The organism is Rhodopirellula sp. MGV (assembly GCF_002251265.1).
In the GTDB taxonomy this organism is placed as follows: domain Bacteria; phylum Planctomycetota; class Planctomycetia; order Pirellulales; family Pirellulaceae; genus Stieleria; species Stieleria baltica_A.
In genome coordinates, this window is record NZ_NPDI01000075.1 from 1 (window position 1) to 22,081 (window position 22,081).

Consider the following 22,081-nt stretch of genomic DNA (forward strand, 5'->3'; position numbering starts at 1 on the left):
GCGAAACTGTTCCAAGACACCGCCACGCTGAAGTTCGGCAAACACGTCCGCGAACGCTTCATTGAGTGCGTCGGCCTCGATCGGATCGAGGATCTCTCTGAATTGCGTGTCACTGGGGATCGATTTGATTCCGAAAACGTTTTTCAACGACGGATCATCTTGTCGTTCGCCGTAGGCAAGTAACGACGGATCTTTGAGTGAAAACATTGCCAGACCGCTGGCCAGCACGTCAGGCAAAGTGAACGTCAGGTGCGATTGCTTGCGAGGATCCTGGACCGTTTCGAATCGCTGTCGCAGCAACGCAAACAGGGCGTCGGCAGAAAGATAGCGTCTGGTGCGTGGGGAGATGGCAGGGCCGGACATGGTGCTTTCCACATGGCTTGCGAAAACTGTCAGGCACTATCATAGGATGTTTCGGTCACGAAGCGAGACGCAACAGGCCAAGGAGATTCTGGCGAACCGCTAGCAAAAGCCAAGTCGGCAAAACACGGTGTTTTTCAACAGGCCGGGAACTGCTGGTGCCAGATGGACTCCAGTAGCCAACCATCTGTGCATCCGACGGCAGTTTTTCACTGACCTGCTGTAACGCTTCATTCCTGGAGAGCGTCGATGTGGACTCCGCCGATTCCCATGCCTTTTCCAACAGATCAGTACTGGTGTAGGCAATGAGCACCGTTCGTGAATCGATCGCACCGGCATACATTTTCATGCCACCGGGTCCGAACATTTTTTCCATCATCCTTCCATAGCAGCCTGCTGCTCTGCGGGGAAACCTGGAATCGATTGAGCCGGCATGATCGTGCGTAAGACGCGATGATCCTTCACTGTCATCTCTTCGAATTGCGACTGTGCAATGAAAGATTGATCCGAGTCTTTGGTAATCTCGCGGACTTCCTTCCAATATTTGACGTAGTCATCCAGATACTGATCCGAGTCAGGAACAGTCATCGCGGCAGCCATCTGCCCGTAGATCGGCATGTCACCTTCTCCGGCTCCCATTAGGAACGACATTCCCTCGATGTTGGAAAAATATTCTCTCGACAGTTCCATCATCTTGTCGATTTCGCTGGGAGTCATGTGATAGAGCTGTGGCATCGACTGCATCATCGTCTTTGACAGATCAAGCATCTTTTCGAAGCCACCGCCGGGAATTGAGACTCCTGCCGCGATGACAAATGGGATGTCCGGCAGTCCGACCAGCAGGTCTTGTTCGCTTGCGGGAATACTCTTCAGCACGGGTGCCCATTCGCTATCCGGCTTGACGACAAAGCTTTTGGTCACACGCAGTGAACTTGACTCGTCCAGTCGCATCGTAACGGCGATCGATTGCAGATCGCTTTTCACGAAGACAAACAGTTTTTCATACATTCGCAGGCCTGCGATAGCGGGATTGTCCGGGCCGCTTTGCCTTTCGATCACACGAATCATTTCAGAAAGACCTTCCTGAGCGACCTCTGTGACTCGTACAAGCCCGGCTTCCGTGGCAACCATGGCCAGATCGAAATCGCCGCTTGGCTTTGTGACAGCCTCCCCACCACTCGCGATTTTCTGCAACGCAGACGCAAGAACCGCCCGATCGCTTGCCTGAGTGACAACCGCGTGCCCTTGCACCTTTCCCAAGGCCAGCGTATTGCCGTTGAAACTTCCTTCGGTGATTCCGTCTTCGGTCGAAGCATCCGTTAGCTGCTCGATCAACGCTTGATAGTCGTCGACAGGAACATAAACGAGCGGGGCGACACGATTCCCCGATGGCATCAACGCGATGGCTAGCGAACCATCTTGGTCCAACGTCGCGTTCAAATCGGGCATTGACGTGAGCAACGTTAGCACACTTGGAATGGGCAGATGCATCCGCTTGGACAGCATCTGGACTTTGCCATCAAGTTGTTCGGCATTGGGTACAACGACAAACCCATAGGCGTCGCTCGGTATCGCTGTCGTCACATCAGCGGCGAAGGACGATGCCGCTGTCGCAAGACAAGCAAACATCGCTAATAAAGGCTTTCTCATTTCCGGTCTCCGGTTCACGGTTAGGCACCAACACCGAATGGCATTTTCGCCAATCGCAATTGTAAATCAGTTTGCGATGCGTGGTGAGTTCGAGACGATAGGCCGAAAACCACGGCATCCGGAGCGCAAAGAGAAGAACCTTTAACGTTTTTTTGAATTGGCGATCGCCGACATCGCTTCGGATTTCAGTGGTTGCAGCCGACCATCCCATCGCTGAGAGAGCCAATCGCTGGAACGTTTGCCAACTTGTACACCGGCGTTTTGGTAGTTGACTAAGAACTCGACCCAATCAAACCACGGCATATTGGGAATAAAATCACTGCGAGATTCAGCTTGAACCAAGAAACCGGCCATTGTTTCGTCAGCAGCACGCAACGTTTCCATCGCTTGCTGATGGTCGCCGAGACCTTCATAAGCGATCGCGATCAAGGGTGTTGAAATCCCGCTGCCGCGCCAATCGAAGGTTTCTTGGTCCGCCTGTTTCAGACGAGCGATAGCCTGTGCAAATTGGCCTGCTCGCAGGTGTGCCCATCCGGCCACATACAGTTTTGCGCCAAGCGGCGGACCAGAACGGCGACGACGAACAACGTAACCTTGGGGCGGCTCCGGCACTTTCCCCTGGTCTTCGTACCCGGCGAGTGTTAATTGTTCTTCGGCAAACGTCACCAATTCAGTTGCGGTTTCAGGATCGATTGGCCCGATTAAACGGCCGCGTGCTTCCACGGCAAACTGGTCTTTTTCAAGCGTGGATAGTTTTGCGTTGATGCCTTGATAAACGGTGTGATTGCCAACCATCCAATGCAATTGAGGCACGCCGAGAAAATCCGGCTGATTGCTCACGCCACCGAGCTCAACCGATTTCGCGTAGTCTTCCGCGGCCTGTTCCCAAAGCCCAAGACTTGCATAGAACACACCGCGTTCGGACCAAGCTTGATAGAAACGCGGCTGGACTTCGATCGCAGCATTGTAAGCGGTGACGGCGTCTGCCAAACGTCCGGCGTCAACGTGGGCTCGCCCGGTCGCTAGGAACGAGTTGGCAAGCTTCAATCGTTCAACAAATCCGGCAAGATCTTGCCGTGCCTCGATCGCTCGTTTTTCCGACTGACGTGCGGTATCAAGCGCCGCGGTCGCTCGGTCGCGTTGAACCGTTGCTACCGAAGCTTGCCATAAACTGACCGCCGTTCCGACTAACAATGCGACCGCAACGATCGCTGTCGTCACGATCGTCACCTTGTTTCGTTTTGCATAGCGTGACAACCGATAGGTCCATGTCGGCGGGCGGGCGGCAACGGGATTGCCATTGAGGTAGCGTGTCAAATCATCAGCGAGCTCGGCAGCAGTCGCATAACGACGTTCGCGATTCTTTTCGAGTGCTTTCATCGCGATCCAGTCGAGATCACCTCTCAACACGCTTTCCAATCGATTTGATTCCGTACGACGAACCATGGAAACCGTTGAACGAACGTTTTGGTCAAGCGTGCTAACGCGTTTGCTAGGCCGTACCGGTTCTTCCTCGCGAATCATTCGGCGCAGTTCGTCAAAGCCGACCGTTTGCAACCGATCACTTGAAAGCGGCGGTGCCCCGGTCAGCAATTCATACATCAACACGCCTAACGCATAGATATCGCTGCGAGTGTCGACGCCGGCATTTGTCATCTCGGCTTGTTCGGGACTCATGTATGCCGGGGTACCGACCATCGACGCAAAACGGGTGTAGATCGTGTCCGCTGTCAAACGTTGCCCGATCGCTTTTGCCACACCAAAGTCAATCACCTTGGGAAGCGGCTCTCCGTCTTGAAGAGTGACCAGAACGTTGTTCGGTTTTAAATCGCGATGAATGATGCCTTTTTGATGTGCATGTAAAATCGCATGACAAATTTTGATCAGCAAATCCAACCGTTCTCGCATACTCAAACGGTTCTTGTCACAAAACGTTGTCAGCGGGACACCACGAACCAATTCCATCACGAAGTAGGGTTGCCCGGTTTCCGTCGCACCTGCATCGAAAACCCTGGCGATGTTGGGGTGATCCATCATCGCGAGTGCTTGCCGCTCGGCTTCGAAGCGTGTCAACACTTCGTGCGATTCCATACCGGGCTTTACCAGCTTGAGCGCCACACGTCTCTTGACGGGATCCTGCTGGTCCGCGACGAAGACGAGTCCAAAGCCGCCTTCGCCAATCAGTTCACGAAGCTTGTAGTTCCCGATCACGGTCCCCGGTGTGAATCGATACGAGGACGGAATTGGCATGCCCTGGTCAAGGGTTTCATCCATCAGCCCATTCGATCGGATTTCGCCGACGATCGGTTTATCGATACAGACTGACGTGTGTTCGTGACGGTGCAGCAGATCGGTAACCGACTGATAAAGCGATTGATCTTGATCACAAGCTCGCCGGACAAACGCATCACGCTGCTCGGGACCTTCGATCTCGAGGGCTTCAAAGAAGATCGACTTTTCATTTCGAGGGATCATGGCAATCTACGCCAACTAGGAATCGTCAACATCACACAGCGTTTACGGCAAGTTATCTGGTTCGGCATCCATCGCCCGCGCCAACCAAACACGTGCATAGGCCCAATGTCGTTTGACGGTTCGGGGAGAAATCGCCATGACCTCTGCGGCTTCTTCGACAGACAGTCCCGCGAAGTATCGCAGCTCGACTAACTTGGCAAGTTCGGGTTCATCGACCGCTAGCTTGGTTAGCGCCGCGTCCAGGTCCAAAAGTTCGTCGGCATTGTCCAACGTGACGATGCCGTCTGATTCATTGAGTTCGAATTGTTGGCGATCGCCTCCACGCTTCAATGCGTTTCGACGTCTCGCGTGTTCGATCAAAATTCGTCGCATCGCTTCGGCGGCCGCCGCAAAAAAATGCGACTTCCCATCCCAACGGACATTTTCATTGCCGATCAAACGCAAAAACGCTTCATGAACCAGAGCGGTCGGTTGTAAGGTTTGTGCATGGCTTTCCCTTCGCATCCGAGATGTCGCCAACCTCCGCAGCTCTTCGTACACGAGCGGCAGCAGCTCGCCTGCCGCTGCCGGATCGCCTTGTTCGAGGCTGTTCAAAATGCGAGAGATTTCAGAATCCATGAAACTAGTTTAGGACACCGGCATCATGACTGCATCGCGTCATTCTTTTTGGTGGTCTTGATAGTGTTTGTCAGGTAGTCGGCTGCATCGGGGGGAGCGTCTGGGACGTCGGTCGCTTGAACGGCAGGGCCAATCGCAGGTCAACGACAAGACTGAAAAACAGCGGCACGATCAGCAGTGTAAAGAACGTCGCCGTGGTTAGCCCGCCGACAACGATCGCCCCCAATCCACGGTACAGTTCACTGCCCGCACCGGGTGCGATCACCAAAGGCAACATCCCGAACACGCTCGTGCAGGTAGTGATAAAAATCGGCCGCGTCCGTGTTTGGACCGACAACGCGATCGCATCTCGAGGACTCATTGGCATCGCACCCTTTTGGTCGACTTCGTCGGTTTCGCCTCGCATAAAGTTCAACGCTTGGTGCACGATCAGAATTGCGTTATTGACGACCACACCGATCAAAATGACGAAACCCAACATGGTCAGAACGTCCAACTGCTGTGTCGGGTCAAACCAGTGAACAATCGCTAATCCGGCGAACCCGCCAACCGTCGCCAATGGGACCGTCAACAAGATCACCAACGGATAAATAAAGTTCTCGAAGAGGGCGGCAAGCAACAGATACGTGATCACCAGGGCGATAAAAAAGCGGCTTGTCGCAACACTTCCTATCGATTGCCAATCCCAACCGTACCAGCTTCCCATCAACAGCCGACGGACTTCGGACAACCGGTCAGCGTTTCCTGACAGGGTGACGAACATGTCGTTGCCGAGTTTTCCCGAGACACGGGCCTGTTCGACGATCGCCAAAATCCGTGTTTGGGCGTCTTCCAATGCAACGTCGTTTGGCGGCGTCACCGTCAACGCGATCGCCCGCTGTTGCTCCACCCGGCGGATTTCCTGTGACGCTTCGCTGGGGAGAAACGACACTAGCTGTCCGAATGGAATCGTGCTTGGCGTCCCCGTCGAATCTCGTACTGTGACAGGAACCTCGGCGACCTCTTCGGGGGCAAGTTCGATTGACGGATCGCGAATCAAAATCAAGTCGATGTTGTCACCTTCGAAATCGAAATCCCCAACAAATGCGCCATCGATCAACGAGCGTGCGGTCGTCGCCAAGTCGGTCGCGTTCAAGCCCAATCGCTTGGCAATTTCCTCGTTGACTTCGATCCGCAGTTCGGGACCGGATTCGTTGAAGTTACCCGGTGACGTTCGAACTGAAAATCGCGAAAACTCGCGTTGCAATTCTGACTCAAGGAAACCACAAGCCACTTTCAGTCGTCGCATGTCATTGCCGCGTACTTCGATATCGACCGCGTTAGAACTTCCAGCGCCACGTCCAAAGATCGATGCCTGTGACGTGACACCTTTGCTGGCCGGGACAACATTGAACGCACGGTTAAAAACGGCAGCGATTGGTTCGACGTTTGTTGGGTCTTGGCTGATCCCGATCATGAATACACTGCCGCGAGCGACAACGAAAAAGAACTCTTTGAGAGCCGGGATATCGGTATAAGTTTTCCCGGAACGTTGATCCACAATCGGACCATTGGCCGACGCCTCTTCACCGGTCGTTGCACTCCAGAACGGCTGGAGTTCCTTTTCGATCCGCTGGCCTACGGAGTAATTTTCCATGACGGAATAGCCCGCCGGAGTCGACATCCGACAGAACGTAAAGTTTTTGCTGCCGTTGGGTAGGTAGCTTGCTGGCGGCATCCACCACATGCTCAGACCGATCGATACGGCCATCGTCAACGCGATCAACAACACTCGCAACCACGCACTGGACAAACTGCGGAACGTCATCAGGTGAATCAGCCCCGCCCAACGGTCAGTCAGCCAAGCGAAGATCCCTACCAATCCAAACAAGTTGTGGGGCGAGAATTTCTGACTCGACCTAGCTGTGTCACCCGACGAAGCACCTTCACCATTTCGCGACCGCCCCAAAGTACGGTCGCGATGCGGTCGCAAGATCAGTGACGCGGCCATCGGGATTGCGGTGATCGAAACGATCAGCGAAAGAGCAACGGCCGCACAGATTGCTAACACCAAGTCATAGAACAACTGGCCGGCCTCATCTTGGATTGTCAGCACCGGTGCGAACACAGCGATCGTCGTTAACGTCGATGCCAAAACTGCCCCCCAGACCTCCCGCGTGCCTCGCAGTGTCGCGGTCCGCACGTCGGCACCAGATTTTAGGTACCGGTCGATGTTTTCCAGCACAACGATCGCGTTGTCGACCACCATCCCGACTGCGAAACTCAGTCCCGCAAGCGAAATGACGTTCAAGTTTCGTCCGCTAAGCCATAGCACCACGAAAGTCCCGATCACTGAAATCGGAATGGCCAACGAAATGATCAGCGTTGACCGCATGCTGCGCAAAAACAGCAGCAGAACGGCGATTGCAAGGCCGCCACCGATCAGCAAGTTGTCGCGAACCAGACCGATCGCACTATGGATGTAGTGTGAATCATCAAACGCATTTCGCAGCCGCAACCCGTAGCGATCGTTTTTGAACGATCGCAAGACGCCGCCTTCGGCATTCATTTCATCAACGACTCGATTGACGTCCTCGATGATGTCCAGCACGTTGCTGCCCGTCTTTCGTTTAACGAAAATGGTCATCGACGTTTTGCCTTTGCATTGGTCGAAGTGCACTGTCTTTTCGAGGACCAAGTTAGCACTTGCCACATCGGCAACACGGATCGGACTGCCCGCGACGTCATACTTAATTACGGTTTCACGCAACCGTTCCAAGGAATCGAACTGTTCGACGACACGAAAGCGAACGTCCTGACGACCGCCAGCCATATCGCCGGCAGAAACGTTCACGTTGTCTTGACGAAGTGCCGCGGCGACTTCGGGAATCGAGATATTGCGTCGGGCGAGTTCTTTAGGGTCAAATCGCACTTGGACTTGGTGTTCACGTCCGCCTTTGATGTCGATCTCTGCAACACCATCGATACGCTCCAAACTTGGCTTCAAGAAGCGATCGGCATAGTCGTAAAATGTCGCGACTTCGAAGTTCGGATCATCAGCCTGGAGCAGAAGATACGCGATCGAATCGTCGCTGGCCGTGTCGGCGATATCGATCACGGGACGGTCCGCGTCTTCGGGATACTCCTGGACCTCGTCCATCTTGTTGGAAACGTCTTGTAAGACACGGTCGGGAGGGCTGCCAACGTTGAACTCCAATGTGATCGATGCACTCCCCAGGCTGGCGAGCGACGTCATCTTCCACAGTCCCTGGACGGATTTCAGTTTTTCCTCTTGTTCGATGATGATCGAACGCTCGATTTCCTCGGGGCTTCGTCCAGACCAGTTCGTGCGCACGGTGATCACTGGCCGATCGACATCCGGCGTCAATTGGACAGGAATCGCGTTGAGTGCCAGTCCACCGAATAACAGCACCATGATGATGCCAACAGCGGTTTTCACCGGGTTTTCAATTGCAAATCGAATCGGGTCCATGGCAAACTTTTCGGTACAACGTGCGGTCGGTCGGACAATCAAACGGTGGGAGAAACGTTGAGTTCTACTGCGGGATCAGTCGACCATTTGCTGGCCGTTGGGATACGAACCGGGAACAGCGACCAGAGGTTGTCCGTCAGCGTCGATCCGCACGGGAACGCCCGGAACCAAACGCTCGAGGCCTTCGGTAACGACTTGCGCACCCGGTTTCAATGCGGCCTCATCAGCGGTCCGAACACAAGCGATTGCGAATTGCTCCGCCGTATGCGACAGAATTTTGACGGGAACCGGACGCGTGGTCATGGGCTTACCCGGTGTATCGCGTTTTGGGTTTTGTTCCAACGCGCGAGTGTCGATTTCCAAGATCCATACGACCGATTCGTCAGGCTTCGTCAACACCGCATCGCGCGGCACCAACAATTCGGTTGACGGTGGCATCGCGGGAACATCCAAGCTGACACCCATCCCGGGCTTTAGCCGCCCGTTTTGATCATCAAGTGCGATGCGGACGGGAAACGTTCGGCTGTCGAGCGAGCCTTTAGAATTGATTGCGACAACATTCCCGGTAATCTCGACATCGGTGTGGTCAAGTTTCACCGCGATCGCGTCACCAAGTTTCAACAACGACAGGTTCTGCTGCGGCACCATCGCTTTGGCATCGATACGACCGGTCGAGACGATGTCGACAATCGGAGCACCGACGGCGATGTACTCGCCGACTTCGGTGTGCTTGCTAACAACCTCGCCATCGAAGGGCGCGATGATATTCAGTCGCTCCATCCGTGTCCGAACTTCTTGCAGGCTCGCTTCCAGCTCGTCGAGCGATGCCTGTGTCTGCTCGATGATCGCCAGCTTGGCGTCGACTTCGCTGGTGGATGCGGCTTGCTGATTGAGCAGTTTTTTCAGCCGCGCCATCTCAGCTTGTTCAAAACGTAGCGTCGCGTTGGCTTGATCAATTTGTGCGGCGATCTTTTTTTCTTGTAACGTTTCCCAAGTCCCGTCGACTCGGGCTAAAACGGTTTCGCCACCAACGACGGTGGAACCTTCATCGACAAAAACTTCCGCGACTCGCCCAGGCACTTCGGTGGCAACGGCTGCGGTGCGAACGGGAATTAAATCACCCAGCAACGTTCGAGTGGGTGCGATCTGTTCCCGCTGGACCGTACCAACGCGCACGAGCATGGCCGGGGTAGACGGTGGCCCACTTCTTCCCGGGCCGCCCTTGGCACTTCCCGCGTCTTCTGATTCGCCTACACTCCCCCAGATCCCGTAACCGATCAAAACCCCAGCTGCCAACATTGTGGCGGCGGTCGAGAGCAAGAAAACCGCGTGTTTTTCCGACGTATCGGCGACTTTCTTTAGACTTCGGAGCATGACAGGCATTCGTGACGGGGAACCAAATGTGTGTGTTCCGTCAATGCGTCCTGTGGCTCCTACGGGTGCCAATGTTTTTTCAAAGTTGCCATGCCTCAGCACCTCTACAAGTACTTTCTCGGACTCCTGGCCGCGACCGCCCCACTGGCGACGGATATGTATCTGCCGGCTATCCCGATGCTGGCCGAACGTTGGCAGGTCCCGACCAGCACGGTCCACCTGTCACTCGTTCTGTGGTTTTTTGCCTACGGTTTGATGCTTTTGTTTTGGGGCAGCGTTTCCGACCGCACCGGCAGACGGCCAATCCTGATCATCGGACTGAGCCTGTTTATCGGGGCATCGCTGTTGTGCGCGATCTCGCAAGACGTGACGCAATTGATTGGCGCCCGGATCTTGCAAGGGATCGGTGCCGCCGGTGCGGCAGCGATGGTGATGGCGATCGCGCGAGAGCGGTTTGAAGGGCAGGAGCGGAAACGAACACTCGCCTGGGTTTCGGTCATCCTGGGCTTTGCCCCCATGATTGCACCCACGATCGGCTCGGCGATTTTGGAAGTAGCGTCATGGCGGGTGATCTTTATCGCCCAAGGTTCACTGGCGGGCGTCTCACTGCTGGCGACCTTGTTTCTCTATCAAGAGACTGCAACCATCACGGCTCGCAAGACATCGCGTATTGCGGGTGTGACGAAGGAGTTGTTTGCCAGATATGGGCGACTGCTGCACAACCCGGGCTACCTGCTGGCCAATGGATCAACCAGTTTATTGTCGGCGCCTCTATTGGGCTTTGTCGCTTACTCGCCCGTTGCCTTTATCGTTCACTTTGAATTCACGCAAACACAATTCGCGATGGCCTTTGGTGGCAACGCCGCTTTCGTCATCATTGGATCGCTGATCTGTGCCAAACTGGTTGACAGGATTGACGACCGCAAGCTGCTTTCGCTCGCATTTATGGGTTGCCTTGTCGGCGGCGTTTTGTTGCTCGCATTTGGGGCTCAGCAGTGGCTGGCATTTTCGACTGCGATGGCGATCTACTCGTTTTTCTTTGGACTCAGCCGGCCGCTGGTCAATCACCTCGTCCTTGATTACGTCCACGAAGATTTTGGCGCGGCGGCCTCCGGGCTGGTCAGCGTTCAATTCCTTTGTGGTGCGGCCGGAATGGCGATCGCGACAGCAGAATGGCAACAACCGTTCCTCGTCTTCGGCCTGCTATCGACCGTCTGTCCGGTACTCACACTGATTCTTTGGCCGCTCGCCAAAGCCTGTGAGCAGCCTGACGTCAGCCACTGCTAGGAAAGTGCGGCGGGACGGCCATAGTAATAGCCTTGGCCCAATTCAAAACCGAGCTCCAGGCAACACTGATGTTCCGCCTCCGTTTCGACACCTTCCGCAAGGGTGCTCGCCCCCGTATCGTGAGCGAGTTTCACCAGGGTACGCAACAGTTCCACACGACTGTTGGCTGCGGTGTCGATCCCGCGAATCAGCCCCATATCGAATTTCAAAACATCGGGTGGCACTTCGGCCAGTTCCAACAACCGGCCTTGGCCGGCGCCAAAGTCGTCGTATGACAATCGCATCTTCAGATCCTGCAAAACCGCCCGAAAGCGACGCATCGTATCCGGATCGGTAATGGATGCTTCATGGATCTCGATCGTGATCGGATAGTCTGGAAACTCGGCTCGCAAATCACGCAAGGACTGGATCAAACGATCCGTAACGACTTCGCTGGGGTGGGTGTTGAGAAACAATTCGCGTGAGCTGATCGAAGACTCAGACGCCTTTCGAACGCCTTCTTCACGCATTAACTCGCTGAGTGCGCATTGCTGGCCCAACCGTTCAGCGGCACCAAACATCAATGCCGGGTTCCCCAAGTTTTCCAGATCACTTCGTGCCAACAATTCATAGGCAAGGGTAGCGTTGTGATCATCGCTTCGTTCAAAATCAGCGAGCCGCACAATGGGCTGGAAAAACGGAACGACGGCACGCTCTGTCATTAATCGGTCGAACAACAACAGGGTTTGCGCCCATGGGATAATGCCTTCTTCCATGGTTCCATCGGCGATCGCGTCACAGCTTCGTCCGACACGAAAGAGCGCGTTGGCGAATTGCAGCAAGTCGCCGACAGCAACAGTTGAGCAATCAACTTGTTTCCCATTGACGTATGTCCCGTTTGTGCTGCCCAAGTCTTTGACCAACATCTCGCCTTCGAGGAACGAGATCTGCGCGTGACGTTTGGAGATCCCCTGTGCGGCGATCGTCAAGTCGGCCTCACCGGATCGCCCGACGACAATCGTACGGTTTGGCAAATCGAGCGTTCGCTGCTGATGTTCGCCCTGCCCGAATTCGGTCAACGTCCAGCGCTGCTTTAGACTTTGGATCGTCGAAGATTTTTGATTAAGCATGGCTTTGGAAAGGAATGGGTTTCATGAAAAGTTGGATGAGTCGATTTTTTCCGCCGGGCAGGTCGACGGTCTGATGTTGTGGTTGCCGATCGAGCGACTGAACGAGCGTTTGCACTGCCGGATCTGTAAAGACGCTATCGGTCAAAGCAATGCCTTGCGCAACTCGTTGTGAAAGCGCCAGCACTTGGCGAGCGGTTGTCCCAAAGTAATCGAGTCGTCCGTTCTGAGTTGTGACCAACAAGGTGCCGCGATGAAGCCCACAGGCCAGTGCGACGTCCGACAACTCTTCACGCTGCAAGCGATCCTCAATCGCCAAGGCTGCGGACAAGGCACGCCCGGGATCTTGGAATGACGCCAAGACCGTCTCGCCGAGCGACTTGATTGTCGCGCCTTCGTGTGCCACGACGGTTTCTTCAATTGCAGTCATCACACGCTGAATAATCGCATAGGCCTGTGCATCGCCGACCTGCTCGTAAAGTTCTTCGCCGCTGCCAATTCGAACGGCAAGCAATGTCAGTTCGTCTGATGTGATAGCGCCGCTTCGATCAAGCACTTGGTTCGGGAACAGTTCCCTGAAACGCGGCAGCGCGGATGCCACGGCGGCGGTCAATACATTGGAACGTCGAATGGTGCGTTCGAGCCTGACGACTTCGTGACATGCCTGATCGTTGTAGACGATTAACGTGATGCTTCCAGAACGCACGATCGGCAATGCTGACCCGCTACCGAGTTGGCTGGACCACACTTCGACACTGCTGGACGCTGAACGTGTCTGAACCTGCAACATTTCACTGTTGCCGACTCCGGATCGCCGTACCAAATAGTCGCCCTTGGTCAATTCGACGTTGACCTCTAATCGTTCGCCTGGCTGCAAACGCAATTGTGTAACGACGTGCGGTGAATGCTCGGGACCGCCAATACAGTATTGCCCGTTGTCGATTTTTCGAATCTCGGGATGAGCCTGAAAAACCAATTCGATGGCCGACGCGATGTCTGACCGGAATGCCGCGTCGCAAGCTTCACAGTGCGTGTGCTGCTCGATCTCGGCCAAAATTCCTGTCGCGGACGCCGGGGCACGACAACTTGGACAAAGGATATCCCAGCGCAATTGCAGCAATCCGCAGTGTGTTCCCACCAAACAGGCATCGACGATCTCTTCACTGGGAAGCCCCAACCGATCAGCAAGCGCGACGGGGCGGATCTGAGCAAGGTCTTGTGCCGCAGCGTTGCAAACATAGTCAACAAGGCGTGTTGCTGTTTCAACACCGATACCGAGCTGGATCATTTGGTCCAGCCGTTGTTCGACTCGGCGTTTGACTGCCTGCGAGAGCGAGATTGGTTCTTCGAATGGATCAAACAGCGGATTGTGTTTTTCGTTTTGCAGCGCAAGGTCGATCCGGCGATAAATACGGTTCAGCGCACGACCGCCTTTCCAGCCCGCTTCGATCGATGCGACCATTCGGCCCAACGCGTTGCGTGGCAAGATACGGACGGTATGAGTCAAGCGAGTTCCGCCTTCGGGAAGTGGCGTGAGTTCCACTAGGCTTAGGAACCACTCGAAAGGCCCGCTTTGGAACTCTCGCAAAATTCCCATCCGCTGGCCTTCGATCCATTCGAAGGGGTGTTCCTCCCACTCGATTTGCAAACCGGCGAGGCGAAAGTTCCCGAACTTGCGTAAACCGTGTTCCGCGTCTCGCTCCGTGCGATACTCCACCGCTTGCAACCCCGCAGCGCGGTTCAACCGATCGGTATTGGAAACATGCGGCCACAGTTCGCTGGGTTGGCTTTGCAGGTCCCATCTAAAGACTCGCTCCCAGAGCTTGCCTTGCGATTGGCTTGGCAAGCGAGGATGCTGCTCAAATTCGCTCACCTGTCCACGGAGCAACCGCTCGATTTCATGCACCAACTGGCCTGCGTCCCCAGGACGTTCGCCAGGCGACTTGGCCAGCATTCTGCCCAACAGTGTGGCGGTCGAGTCGGAAACGGAATGGTTGCGTTTACGAATATCTGGCGGTGCGTCGAAGCAGTGTTTTGCCGCCAAATTCATGGGATCGTTCGACTGAAACGGCGGTTCGCCGGAGAGCATCGCGTAAAGTGTGATTCCAATCGAATACACATCGGCGGCAGGTGAGATCCGATCGGTTCCTTTGAATTGCTCGGGCGCCATATAAGTCGGTGTGCCAAGCAACGAACCTGCCCGGGTAACCTCCATCGATGCGGTCTGCTGCATCGCTCTGGCGATCCCAAAGTCGGTCAACTTGATCTGAAACCGCCCCGGCTCCAATGTGTCTTCGAGATCGCTTTGCAACAGGACGTTTTCTGGCTTGATATCTCGATGGACGATTCCAAGATCGTGTGCTTCGACCAAGCCACGCGCGATGTCAGCAGCGAGACGCAACGCAAGCTCTTCCGTCATTGTCCCTAGCGATGCCATCCAACGCTTTAGATCCGTCCCATCGACATACTCGATCGCGATGTAGTGCACCCCTTGGTCAACACCGGAGTCGAACAGTCGCGTGACATACGGATTGTTCAAGCCGGCGAGCAAACGGGCTTCCTTCTTGAATCGTCGGACCGCTTGCGCGATATCGTTGCCGGTTGGCCGAAGCAATTTGATCGCGACGACGGTTTCGTTTGTCGTGTCCGTCGCACGATAAACGAGGCCCATCCCGCCTTCACCGAGCAAAGCGTCCAAACGGTATCGGGCAACTCGCTCACCGATCCCAGGCAATGGCTTGATGTTGTGATTGACAGCGGCAGGATTGATTGCGATTTCACCAGTTTTTTCATCACTGGCAACGCTTGGCGCCTGCCCGATGACAACCTGCACCTCGCCGGTCGCATCGGAAAGTAATTCATCTTCGTCAGAATGGTGACTGATCGGGTTGATCGCGACTTCGCAGGTCACATCGTCTTGTACGGAAGGAGTCTCGTTTCGATCTCCCAAACGCTGTGGCTCGGCGGGTTCAACCCGAGCGGAAGCAGCAAACCACTGTGACCACCGGTCGAAGGTATCGAGCGGATCTTCGTCCTGGTCAACCGAATTGAGCAACCGTCGCAACTGCCCGCGACGTTGACCACCTAGCTTTGCAGCCGCGGGATCGTCGATCACAGGACGCAGCAGTTGGCGTATAACGGAAACGGTCGCCCGCGCGTCCGCTTGAGCGGTTGCCGGCACTGCATAACTTTCGGCGGAGTAGAACCTGGCAAAAAAGTCGATGCAGATACTGCCTTCGTGATCTCGCAAGATCGAAAAAGGCGAGATCGCCCCGTGAAAGAGGCCTCCCATCAAGGCCTGCTCGACGGCAACAACGATCGACGCGCCAAGGTCGATGCGTGCTTCTGGCGTCAGCGTTGCATCAAAACTCGCCAACGGTTCCGCCAACTCACAAATCAATTTTGGCGGAGACTCTTCTAGGCGCCAGACGGCGACTTGGCGTGCAGAAACTCCGGCAACCAACCGAGTCAGTCGAAGTTGGTTTTGAAGGTTACGTTTCCAGTCGTGCGTATCCGGCCAAGGCAGAATACGGATTTCATAGTTGCGGGTCGTCGACAGGTCGACCGCTACAAATGCATTGCAATCCGCATCACGGCCGCCAAGCTCCGTTGGCAGTGGCTCCCAATTCGACAAGACAATGTCAGCGGAACCAGAGTCTGCGGCAACAGAAGGCGTACCGTTTGACGAAGGTCCGGCTGAAAGGGTGAATGAGCTGACCGAATTGATTAATGCAGGTTGAGCCGTGGACACCAATTGCCTCCGAGGTAGTGAACGGAGGCAGATACCGATTCAGTTTGGATACACCGATATCTCGCCCATCATTGACCTAGCTTTAGCAAAGGGCCCCGCGACACCACATCAACGGCCAACGAACAGGTTGTCACACTCGCATTCGGCTCGTATCGGCTGTAACGGTTTCGACGTCCGACGCCACCGGAGCGATACCTAAAGTCGAATCAGGTCGGCGGCCAGACTGACGGGTGACGCGACTTCAAACATCGGACTGAATTTGCCGCGGCGTGCCGAATACGCTTTTGCACCGGGATACCATTGAATGCCCAAAAATGCATCAACCGTCCCGGTATCGATTGGGGTGATAATATTTGTTTCGCCATAGATCGCCAGCGAAGGGGTAAGCGGCATCAAGACATCAGCCCCAAATAGAAACGATTCATCTTTCGCTGGCGCAAAACCCGTTACCGCGTTGTCTTCGCCATGCCCATCGGCCAGTCCTAGCCAAAGCGAAGTCTGCGCACCGGACTGCCAATAGTGTCGCCAGTAAAACTGCAATTGGTCGATCGGCTGGAGTCGAACGTCGGTTGATGCACCGAACGTTCCAGTGTCGTCGTACGAGCGCAACATCGCGGTAGCGCCAACTTGGTTGCATTCGTTGAAATCAAAACTCGAACGAAGCCGCCACTGACCCAAGCTGAAATCGTCGAAATAATCTTCGTACAGGAAATCGTGGACAACGCCCCAGGACCATCCGGAATCAAACCGCTGAAACATCCCCACGGTTGTAAAACTTTGGGTCCGCCCGGTTGTCTCGCCTACTAACTCGTATACACGAACGGCGTTGGAAGTGGCTGTGATGCTAGAACCGATTTGAAAACCAATTCCGTAGTCGGGCAGCACCGGCAAACCGAGATTGATTGTCGCCTGCGCCCCGGCAACCGCATTGACGCCGAAATCCTGCGGCTGCTTGGATCCGTCGAATGCGAAGCGAAGATAAAGTTCGTCGAATAGCCCGGGTGCCTTACAGACACCCGCGTTGTCACACGCCTGATACGAATCGAGCTCCCAAGGCTGCGTCACTTCTGCTGACGGAATTTGATCTGCAGACCGAGCGTCAGCGGCCCAAAGGGAAACGCCAGCCGCCACCAGCAGTACCAGTGCAATTTGTTTGAATCGATGCAGAGACACAGTGCTTCCGAATGCCGTCAAGTGTGTGTGAAACGGCTGCCCCGTTGGATTACCGCCAAGCTTCATCTACATCGGCCTGCGACAGACGGTTTGCTCAGGTCACGCCTGAAATTGGGATTGCGAAATCTATACGCGACTTTGACGGATGCATTCTTTTGAGAGCAAATTGCTGAGCAACAGGATGCTTGGCGGAAATCGTTCCCGATCCGTCATTCTGAAGAAGCGTCCTGAACTTTTACTCTCGGAGCTTCTGAATGATTGAAAGGCGATCGAGCCGCCGGCGAACGTTCCCACTTGCTTTCTTTTTCGCAGTAGGGCTGGCCGGCAGCAACTTGCTTGCAGGCGAGACCGCACTGGAATCGTCACCTCAAACCCACGCTGACCTTGTCGAACTCGGCGAGAGCATCGTTGCGCAAACATCAGAGCACCCTCTGTCCAAGCGGTATGTCGGCAACCGATTGAATTGCACTTCTTGCCACTTGGAAAATGGAAGGCACTCTGAAGCGGCATCGTTCATTGGGATCGCGACTGCGTATCCCGCTTGGTCACCGCGAGAAAAACGCGTGATCACGCTGCAGGATCGGGTGCTGAATTGTTTCATGCGGAGCGAGAACGGGACACGTCCTCCGCAGGGCAGTTTGGTTTCGATCGCGATCACGACTTATATCACTTCACTCTCAGAAGGGCTCCCGATCAAAATGAATCCCAATCGACCGCTAGGACCGAACGCCGTAAAACCGTTGCCAAACACAATAGGCAAAGCTGATCCGGCACGCGGCAAACAGCTTTACGAAATTCACTGCGCGTCCTGTCACGGAGACGACGGACTTGGCAACGATGATGAGCCGCCGGTCTGGGGTGACCAATCGTACAACGACGGAGCGGGTATGAGCCGCAACGAAAAGTTGGCTGCATGGCTGAAGGTCGCGATGCCACTTGATGACGCGATCCTGACCGATCAGGAGTCAGCCGATATTGCTGCCTACGTCAACGAACATTCACGGCCTCGCTTTGAATTGTCGAGCCATCTACCGCCACCCGACCAATCGGGCATTTACAACGGCGTTCAGCCTGACTGATCAATCGTCGTGGCAACACATGTCGATGACCACGGTGCAAGCAAGAATCAGAACATCATCTTCGCCGTCGATGATTTCCACGCCGTAGGTATCGCTCAACGAAAAGAACTTTTTCGAAACCGAAGCAACTGGTTTACCGTCACGAGTGAATGTGTATTCGTGGTGGATAAAATTACCGCTGGCATCAAGATCCCCGGCGGCTGTGTCTTCGACATCAAAGACATCACGGAAGAACGTAAAGTGTTTCTTCTTGACGTGCCCAACGGTTTGCCCATCACGGATCAAATGGTAGGTCTTCCCAAATGAGAGCACCTTTTGTTCGATCTTGAGCAACTCGCGACGTTGCATGTCTTGAAACGATGCCTTATCGCCAATCGAAAACGCTTTGCCGTCGACAAAGTAAACATCATTTCCGTCGGAGTCTTTGATGGTGAAATCATCGCCGAAGGAAAAGATTTTTTGTCTCATTTGGTAACGCATTGCAAACTCCACTCTCTTGCGGTTTCGAAATCATTCGACAGGATCGACTCCGTCGAATCGCCACGACAGGTTGGCTCGATCAACCTCGCATTGCGGCACAGACTCCTGTTGCCATTCGCGTGCCAACCTCGAAACTTGGCATTCGTTTTGCGGCAATCCCAATTGAATGGGTTACCAGCAGAGTTCCAATGTCGACGTCACCGCAGCGTGGGTATTCACCATCGATTACCAAAACTTACTGACCGTATTGATTGCCGGCGCACTGGGAGCGATTCTAGGTCTCGAGCGAGAAATTGCCTCGAAGCCAGCTGGAATTCGCACTCATATCCTGGTCGCTTCAGGGTCCGCACTCATGATGATCCTAGGCCAAGATATTATCAGCGAATTTCGACAGGAAAGTTCGCCGCCGGAGCTCCGCTCGGACCCCATTCGTGTCTTGCAGGCCATCGTGGTCGGGATCAGTTTTTTGGGAGCCGGAACGATCGTCCATGATAGAAAAGAGGGTGTCGAAGGGCTAACGACAGCGGCGACCATCTATGTGACAGCTGGTATCGGCGTAGCGGCAGCTGTCGACCGCGTCTACTTTGCGTTTCTCGTCACGGCAGTCGTCGTGATGGTATTGACTGCCGTCGGATTCGTCGAACGGTCCGTGCACCGATGGCAACAAAATCGTCGGCGTTGACAACACAAGCTGCAGCATGCGGTGATCGTCTACAGCCCATAGGCTGACTGATACACGATCGCTGCGACAGATATCCGGTCAACCGCTGCAGGCGCGCTCTCGCGTCTATTGTTTTAAGAACTGCGCCGCATCGAGATGCACCAACCCGGTGACACCTTCTGTTAGCTGAACCACTTTCACTTCGCCGCCGGCTTTCAGTTCCACCGTTCCGACTTCGACGAACTCGCCATCTTCGCTGCCTTGATAGTTAACGAGGCTTTCGGTGACATCGCCGTTGTGATGGATCTCGACCGGCGCCGACGTCGAACGATTGTCGAAAGGAGCCGTGCGGAGTCCGATGCGATAAACGCCGGATTCCTTTGCCGTAAACGAATACGTTGCTTTGGCACCGCTACCGTTTCCGGCATAGTGATACCCGTAATCGACATACCGTCGTCCGGTCGAACCTGCTTTCCAACCGCCTTCCACGTTGGCATCTCGATCGTCGATCACAACACCTTCTATCGTTTCCGAATCAACTCCGGTCGGAGGTCCGTACTTTGATGCCCGCGGCAACGCACCCGGATCGATCGTGATCGGCGCGGACGGTGTGCTTCGCCGTGCCTTTCCGGGCAGTTCCAACAATTCGAGCAGTTCTGCTAGGTGATGTTCATAGACATCACGGGGAGAGCACTGTTTGGCCGCACAAATCGATGCCGCCTTGCCAACGACTTCCCCCATCATGCCACAAGTCTTCATCACGCGTACGGTTCCCAATGCCTCGTGCGTCACACTGACGTTGCGACCGGCCATGAAAAGGTTGTCAATATTTCGACTGTAGAAACAGCGATACGGGACGGGGTACCCGTACATTCGGTCAACGCGTTGATCGTGAACCGCTTTGCTAATGAATGGATTGCTTGGGTATTTGTCCGCGTATTCATCCTTGGGGTAGTGCAGATCGATCGACCAAGTGCTTGGCACACAACCGTCGGGGAACTCACGCTTGGCAACGATGTCGTCCTGCTCGAGAACGACGTCACCTAATAGGCGGTTACTTTCGCGCGGCCCGCCGACAAAGGCGACCCACGTCAGCACCGCGTTTTTGTGATCAGCCGCGCCGTCACGATTCTTCATCGCATTGAATGCCCCATACACCGCACGCAAGTTCCAATCCCGAATGGCTTCCGCATCGCCAATAGCATCTTTGTCGAAACCGCTTTCCCAAAACCATTGGCCATGATGATCGCGCGGATAGGGAAAGTCTTCCATCACCAAATCAAGCGCCCATGGCGTGCTCGGAAACTCGGTCGGTGAGTCAGCCTCGTCCCATCGCCACATATTGCTCATACCCATCCGTCCGTCGGGAGCCATGTCGCGATCGGCATCAACGAATTGTCCCAACCACCCATGCCCGGTGCAGTCGGCAAATCGATCACCAATCATTCGGACGACTTGACCGGTTTGCGTATTGAGTGCGTCGACGGATGCGATCTTGTTTTCATGAATGGCTGCGTCAAAGACATGGTGATGCAGCCAAAGATCGATTTGGGGCTCGGCAAGGACGACGCGTTCTTTCAATTCGTCGCCGAACTCTTCGTATCGCCCGGGAGATTTTGTCGCCTGGTCAGCGAACTCCTCGACAATTTCGCCAATGCGAGGAAATTTTCCACGGCGAATATTTCCCATCGCCCAAACACGGACCTCACTAGATCCATTGCCGCCAAGCACCCCGCGGTCTTGGACCAGCGCGACACGGCAACCCATGCGTGCGGCACTCAAGGCTGATGCCATACCGGCGTATCCGCCCCCCACAACGACCAAATCGTACGGGCCGCGTTCCGCCGGTGACGCAGGCAAGTTCAACTGCTTGCGTCGCCATTCGGTGAGCACGCCGTCAGCCGGTGGCGGCGTGGCGTCTACATCCGTGGTCAGATAGATGCAATCACAGCGTCCATCAAACCCAGTGAGATCGTGCAAGCGAAACTCGGCAGGCCCACGATCCAAATTCACCAATCCGCCATCCTGCCATCCCCACGTTTTGCCCTTGGTTCCAAACGTCTGCGGCAAGGTGTTGCCGGCAATCCGAAGTTCAAATTTCCCAGGCGCCCCCTTCGCGTCCCAACGTGCTACCCAATCAAAGGTGCGAACCCAGACTCGATAGGTTCCCGCTTGGCCGACATTCACGGTCTTGAATGCATCGTCGACCGGTTCGCCTAGACCATGGGCCAGCAAATAAGGCGACCCCATTTGTTCAATAAATTGGGTATCGAGCTTCCATCCACCAGGCTCATCAAAGCTTTCACATTCGACGAAAACTTCAGCCGCTTGGGCAGAAGCCTCCAATGGCCCACGAAGGCCGTTGCCACCGATACCGGCCAGGAGAAACGCGACGAAGAACAGTCTTACTTGCCGCGAAAGTTCGCGGGTCATGCAGTCGGTGGACATGTATTGCGGGGATGTCGGAGGGAGGGAGGAGGAGGGGCAGGATGGTCTGTCCAATGATGGTTTTCCACCCTGGCTATTGGGGTTAGGATACACCGCTGGGCGACCGCCCGTGTATCACGCCCAACATCGGACGCCAGATCCGCCGCA

Annotated in this window: 15 protein-coding genes; 3 read left to right on the top strand and 12 right to left on the bottom strand. The window is 55.0% G+C overall.

Annotation, left to right across the window (positions count from 1 at the left end; all coding sequences use genetic code 11):
• The 7 genes from CGZ80_RS25935 to CGZ80_RS25970 form a co-directional block, all read right to left on the bottom strand.
• Window positions 1-363 (bottom strand): transposase family protein (locus tag CGZ80_RS25935; RefSeq protein ID WP_143544164.1); only part of this gene is annotated, 363 nt, incomplete at its 3' end.
• A gap of 55 nt (window positions 364-418) precedes the next feature.
• Complete coding sequence (locus tag CGZ80_RS25940) at window positions 419-739, bottom strand: hypothetical protein (RefSeq protein WP_158222853.1); 321 nt, start codon at window positions 737-739, stop codon at window positions 419-421.
• Entirely contained in the window at window positions 736-2,010 is a 1,275-nt protein-coding gene (locus tag CGZ80_RS25945) for a hypothetical protein (RefSeq protein ID WP_143544166.1), read from the bottom strand. Before CGZ80_RS25945 ends, CGZ80_RS25940 begins: the two co-directional genes overlap by 4 nt.
• Before the next feature lie 141 nt (window positions 2,011-2,151).
• Window positions 2,152-4,485, bottom strand: coding sequence for a serine/threonine-protein kinase (locus CGZ80_RS25955; protein WP_094418600.1), 2,334 nt, complete (start codon window positions 4,483-4,485; stop codon window positions 2,152-2,154).
• Between the two features lie 42 nt (window positions 4,486-4,527).
• Window positions 4,528-5,103, bottom strand: coding sequence for a sigma-70 family RNA polymerase sigma factor (locus tag CGZ80_RS25960; RefSeq protein WP_094418601.1), 576 nt, complete (start codon window positions 5,101-5,103; stop codon window positions 4,528-4,530).
• Window positions 5,104-5,173: 70 nt separating this feature from the next.
• A complete protein-coding gene (locus CGZ80_RS25965) occupies window positions 5,174-8,575 on the bottom strand; it encodes an efflux RND transporter permease subunit (RefSeq protein WP_143544167.1) in 3,402 nt (1,133 codons plus the stop codon).
• Window positions 8,576-8,650: 75 nt separating this feature from the next.
• Window positions 8,651-9,949, bottom strand: coding sequence for an efflux RND transporter periplasmic adaptor subunit (locus CGZ80_RS25970; RefSeq protein WP_158222854.1), 1,299 nt, complete (start codon window positions 9,947-9,949; stop codon window positions 8,651-8,653).
• Window positions 9,950-10,039: 90 nt separating this feature from the next.
• Between CGZ80_RS25970 and CGZ80_RS25975 the strand changes: the two genes are divergently transcribed.
• Window positions 10,040-11,236: a multidrug effflux MFS transporter gene (locus CGZ80_RS25975; protein ID WP_094418604.1), complete on the top strand. Its 1,197-nt coding sequence runs from the start codon at window positions 10,040-10,042 to the stop codon at window positions 11,234-11,236.
• Here CGZ80_RS25975 and CGZ80_RS25980 read toward each other — a convergent pair.
• From CGZ80_RS25980 to CGZ80_RS25990, 3 genes are all read right to left on the bottom strand, one after another.
• Window positions 11,233-12,345 (bottom strand): EAL domain-containing protein, encoded by a 1,113-nt coding sequence (locus tag CGZ80_RS25980; protein ID WP_094418605.1) that lies wholly within the window; start codon window positions 12,343-12,345, stop codon window positions 11,233-11,235. The two genes, CGZ80_RS25975 and CGZ80_RS25980, sit on opposite strands and share 4 nt — an antisense overlap.
• Window positions 12,338-16,093, bottom strand: a complete 3,756-nt coding sequence (locus tag CGZ80_RS25985) for a protein kinase domain-containing protein (protein WP_143544168.1) — start codon at window positions 16,091-16,093, stop codon at window positions 12,338-12,340. Before CGZ80_RS25985 ends, CGZ80_RS25980 begins: the two co-directional genes overlap by 8 nt.
• A 195-nt stretch (window positions 16,094-16,288) precedes the next feature.
• On the bottom strand, window positions 16,289-17,266 hold the full coding sequence (locus CGZ80_RS25990) for a DUF6666 family protein (protein ID WP_143544169.1): 978 nt from the start codon (window positions 17,264-17,266) through the stop codon (window positions 16,289-16,291).
• Between the two features lie 254 nt (window positions 17,267-17,520).
• Between CGZ80_RS25990 and CGZ80_RS25995 the strand changes: the two genes are divergently transcribed.
• On the top strand, window positions 17,521-18,345 hold the full coding sequence (locus CGZ80_RS25995; protein ID WP_094418608.1) for a c-type cytochrome: 825 nt from the start codon (window positions 17,521-17,523) through the stop codon (window positions 18,343-18,345).
• Here the strand turns inward: CGZ80_RS25995 and CGZ80_RS26000 are convergent, their stop codons facing one another.
• Window positions 18,346-18,825 (bottom strand): LURP-one-related/scramblase family protein, encoded by a 480-nt coding sequence (locus CGZ80_RS26000; RefSeq protein ID WP_094418609.1) that lies wholly within the window; start codon window positions 18,823-18,825, stop codon window positions 18,346-18,348.
• Window positions 18,826-18,991: 166 nt separating this feature from the next.
• Between CGZ80_RS26000 and CGZ80_RS26005 the strand changes: the two genes are divergently transcribed.
• Window positions 18,992-19,507 carry an MgtC/SapB family protein gene (locus CGZ80_RS26005; RefSeq protein WP_094418610.1) on the top strand — a complete coding sequence of 172 codons (516 nt, stop codon included), beginning with the start codon at window positions 18,992-18,994 and terminating at the stop codon, window positions 19,505-19,507.
• 105 nt (window positions 19,508-19,612) lie between these two features.
• Here CGZ80_RS26005 and CGZ80_RS26010 read toward each other — a convergent pair whose 3' ends face one another.
• Entirely contained in the window at window positions 19,613-21,919 is a 2,307-nt protein-coding gene (locus CGZ80_RS26010; protein ID WP_233148690.1) for an FAD-dependent oxidoreductase, read from the bottom strand.
• Between the last annotated feature and the right edge of the window lie 162 nt (window positions 21,920-22,081).

Coding starts and splice junctions, on each gene's coding strand:
- CGZ80_RS25940 (WP_158222853.1), bottom strand. CDS start 739: ATGATGGAAAAAATGTTCGGACCCGGTGGCATGAAAATGTATGCCGGT.
- CGZ80_RS25945 (WP_143544166.1), bottom strand. CDS start 2,010: ATGAGAAAGCCTTTATTAGCGATGTTTGCTTGTCTTGCGACAGCGGCA.
- CGZ80_RS25955 (WP_094418600.1), bottom strand. CDS start 4,485: ATGATCCCTCGAAATGAAAAGTCGATCTTCTTTGAAGCCCTCGAGATC.
- CGZ80_RS25960 (WP_094418601.1), bottom strand. CDS start 5,103: ATGGATTCTGAAATCTCTCGCATTTTGAACAGCCTCGAACAAGGCGAT.
- CGZ80_RS25965 (WP_143544167.1), bottom strand. CDS start 8,575: ATGGACCCGATTCGATTTGCAATTGAAAACCCGGTGAAAACCGCTGTT.
- CGZ80_RS25970 (WP_158222854.1), bottom strand. CDS start 9,949: ATGCTCCGAAGTCTAAAGAAAGTCGCCGATACGTCGGAAAAACACGCG.
- CGZ80_RS25975 (WP_094418604.1), top strand. CDS start 10,040: ATGCCTCAGCACCTCTACAAGTACTTTCTCGGACTCCTGGCCGCGACC.
- CGZ80_RS25980 (WP_094418605.1), bottom strand. CDS start 12,345: ATGCTTAATCAAAAATCTTCGACGATCCAAAGTCTAAAGCAGCGCTGG.
- CGZ80_RS25995 (WP_094418608.1), top strand. CDS start 17,521: ATGATTGAAAGGCGATCGAGCCGCCGGCGAACGTTCCCACTTGCTTTC.
- CGZ80_RS26000 (WP_094418609.1), bottom strand. CDS start 18,825: ATGCGTTACCAAATGAGACAAAAAATCTTTTCCTTCGGCGATGATTTC.
- CGZ80_RS26005 (WP_094418610.1), top strand. CDS start 18,992: ATGGGTTACCAGCAGAGTTCCAATGTCGACGTCACCGCAGCGTGGGTA.
- CGZ80_RS26010 (WP_233148690.1), bottom strand. CDS start 21,919: ATGACCCGCGAACTTTCGCGGCAAGTAAGACTGTTCTTCGTCGCGTTT.